Consider the following 3,255-nt stretch of genomic DNA (forward strand, 5'->3'; position numbering starts at 1 on the left):
ACCTCGCGCGAGGTTGCTGGGCCGCCGTCAGGTAGCAAAGGCAGAGCTGCCTGCTGATCAGAGCAGCGGAACGGCCGGATAGCGCACGGCGCCGTCCGGGTCGGTCACCGGCGCACCGAGCATTCCCGCAGCCGCATCGATGAGGAATCGGCCGACCTGCTCCCAGCTGCCCTGGTTGGCGTCCTCATTCATCTTCGCCTCCTGGTCGGCGCAGACGCCGACGACCATGCTTCCCAGCAGGTAGGCGCGACCGCGCAGTACCCCTTCAGGAATCCCATCGACCGCACCGTTGATGAAACGCAGGTCACCGGGCAGGTCCGCATCCCCGAGCACCTCTTTGGCCACCTCGACGGCCGATGGGACCGCCGAGATCTGCGACATGAACTGCGCCCGCCAGCTCGGCCTCGGAAGACTGTCGAGCAGCTCGATGAGCGGGCGCAGACGAGTCGTGACGAGGTCGTGGATGTTCGGCGAGTCGTCCAGCTGAGCCATCAGCTCACGCCTGCGCCGAGACATCTCGTCGTGGTGGCGCACGACGAGCGCGCGCAGCAGTCCGTTGCGGCCGCCGAAATGATAGGCGATCGCCGAATGATTGGCTGCCCCGGCGTGTTCGACGATGCGCCTGTTCGACACCGCATCGATCCCATTGCGCGCGAACAGCTCTTCGGCGGCATCGAGCAGGGCATCCCGCGCCCGGTCACTCTGGATGGTCATTCCCTCATCTTTCCATTCGCTCTCGAATTCACAAGTTTCCGATTTCACAATATTAAGTCACGTGTCTTAAACTGGCGAAGTTCACAGTGGTCGACGAGGATCACACGATTCCCGATCCTTGAAGGGGACGACAATGTCCGATCGCCAACCACGGACGAGACGAGAAGCTCTCGAGTCCGAGCAGCCGGCCTCCGACTCCAGGGCCGGCTCCACGGTGACCGCCGAGGACCAAGCAGCGACCAAACGCGCAAAGGCCGAATTCATCGGCCGCACCGTTGCGATCTTCGTCATGCCGCTCATCTTCGTGGGCATGATGATCACGAGCTACCTGGGAACGATGCACTCCCCCGAAGCCAACGACATGCCCATCGTCGTGGCCGGGTCATCGTCCAAGGCCGACGATGTGACATTTGCGATCAACGGCGCTGAACCCGACGCCTTCGATATCGAGACGACCGACGACGTCTACTCCGCTCGAGAAGACGTCTACAATCGGGACGCCTCGGCCGCGATCATCGTCGAGGGCGATACCGCGACGATCGTCACCGCCAGCGGAGCCGGAGTCCAACAGTCGACCACCGTCGTACAGCTCGTCCGTCCTGGCCTCGCTGATGACGGGTTCACGGTCAAGACCGACGACATCGTCCCGTTGCCGGACAACGATCCTTCCGGAATGGCGGCGATGTTCCTCATGACCTCCATCGTCATGGCCGGCTATATGCCCTTCAGCGTTCTGCGGTCGAATTCGCCTGAACTGCTGAAGTTCAAACGCATCGTTCCGATCCTCGCCGGGTGGTCGGCTGCCATTGCCGGCCTCATGTGGACCGTGGCCTGCCCGATCCTCGACGTCGTCGATGTCAAGGACACGGTGGCCGTGCTCGGCATCGCCTGGCTGGGCGTCTTCGCCATCTCCTCCGTCCAGCTCTTCATCACCCGCCTCGTCGGGGCCTTGGGCGTGATTCTCGGAATCCTCTTCCTCATGGTCCTCGGCATGCCGTCGTCGAATATGGCGATGCCGGTCTACAGCATGCCGAAGTTCTTCCGCTTCACCCACGAGTTCCTTCCGATGCCGGCGATCGGCGAGTCCCTGCGCTCCGTGCTCTACTTCGACGGCAACGGCGTCACCGGACACCTGTTCGTCCTCGCACTCGGCGCGGTGGCCGGTCTGCTGCTGACGAAGGTCTATGACCACTTCTACGCCAAACGGAATTCCCACCCTGTGCCCCTGGACGTCAATGTGGCTGCGATCCACGGCGGTCGACGGCCGGATACGAAGCTCATGCGCTATATCTCTCTCACGCTCTTCCCCTTGGCGATGGTGACGATGATGATCACGTTCATGCTCGGAGCGATGCATTCGCCGACACCGAAGGACATGCCGGTGGCGGTCGTGGGGTCCTCGGTCGAGCAGGCCGAGGACACGATCAAACAGCTCGATGAGCAGATGGACGGAAAATTCGAGTTCACCGCGCTCGACGACAAGGGCGAAGCACGTCGACTCGTGGAGAACCGCGAGGAGGTCGCTGCGCTCATCCTGCCCAGTGAGTCGAATCCCGAATTCGAGCTTCTGGCCAACCAGGCCGCCAACAACGCCTCTTACCGTGTGGCCGTCCAGGTCTTCGAACAGGTGGCTCAGGCGCAGGACTCCGATCTCACCGTCGACGACCTGAAGCCCCTGCCCGATCGCGACAAGAACGGCGTGGTCGTGATGTACGTGGCGATGGGCTGGATCCTCGCCGGATTCATGGTCGTCATCGTTGCCGCGAACGCCAACCCATGGGCTCGGCCGCTGAAGCGGATGCTGCCGATCATCGTCGCCTACGCGCCGTTCATGTCGCTGGTCATCGCAACCATCGCTGGCCCGATCACCGGAGCCGTCGACGGGCACTTCGCGGCACTGTGGGGAGCCGGCATCATCGCCATCGCCTGCATCTCCATGTTCGCCATGGTCTTCGAACGGCTCTTGGGCATGTTCGCAATCATCCCGGTCATCGGCACGCTCATGTTCGCCGGCGTGCCGTCGTCGAACGGCGCGCTCTCGCAGTACATGGTGCCGCCGTTCTTCGCTACCCTGCACGATTTCCTGCCGATGGCCGCCGCGGTCGAAACCATCCGCTCGATCCTCTACTTCGACGGCGATGTCGTCACCGAACACCTGCAGGTCCTCGGCCTGTGGGGTCTGGTCTCGCTCGCGCTGGTCTTCCTCATCGACGGGATCAAGCCTCCGCGCACGGCCCATGACTTCGGCAATCTCCATCTCGAACGCGAACGAGAGATCGCCAGGGAACAGCGCAAGCAGGCACTGGCGCTGGGCATGTCCCCGGAGACGTCAGAGTCCGACGCCGAGGCGGTCGACGACCTGGCATCGTCCGGCGACGATTCCCACCAGACGGTACAAGGATCCGTCGTCGATGACGAGGCCGACGCCCAGCAGTCCGTCCACAGGGCCCCGACAGCAGGTGACGGCCTGACCCGGCGCCGCAGACCTCACGAGGAGTCAATCCCCTCCACAGTCTGACCTGCTACCTGACGGCGGCGCAG

At 63.4% G+C, this 3,255-nt stretch carries 2 protein-coding genes; one reads left to right on the top strand and one right to left on the bottom strand.

From position 1 onward, the window contains the following. Positions 1-57 precede the first annotated feature (57 nt). The gene (locus tag AD89_RS0117415) at positions 58-714 is read right to left on the bottom strand and encodes a TetR/AcrR family transcriptional regulator (RefSeq protein WP_025780912.1); all 657 of its coding nucleotides are present in this window, start codon (positions 712-714) and stop codon (positions 58-60) included. 133 nt (positions 715-847) lie between these two features. Here AD89_RS0117415 and AD89_RS0117420 point away from each other — a divergent pair, with 133 nt between their 5' ends. Further along, the gene (locus AD89_RS0117420) at positions 848-3,232 is read left to right on the top strand and encodes a hypothetical protein (RefSeq protein ID WP_025780914.1); all 2,385 of its coding nucleotides are present in this window, start codon (positions 848-850) and stop codon (positions 3,230-3,232) included. Positions 3,233-3,255 lie beyond the last annotated feature (23 nt).

The sequence above is a fragment of the Brevibacterium sp. VCM10 genome (genome assembly GCF_000583215.1).
Lineage (GTDB): Bacteria > Actinomycetota > Actinomycetes > Actinomycetales > Brevibacteriaceae > Brevibacterium > Brevibacterium linens.

Coding starts and splice junctions, on each gene's coding strand:
- AD89_RS0117415 (WP_025780912.1), bottom strand. CDS start 714: ATGACCATCCAGAGTGACCGGGCGCGGGATGCCCTGCTCGATGCCGCC.
- AD89_RS0117420 (WP_025780914.1), top strand. CDS start 848: ATGTCCGATCGCCAACCACGGACGAGACGAGAAGCTCTCGAGTCCGAG.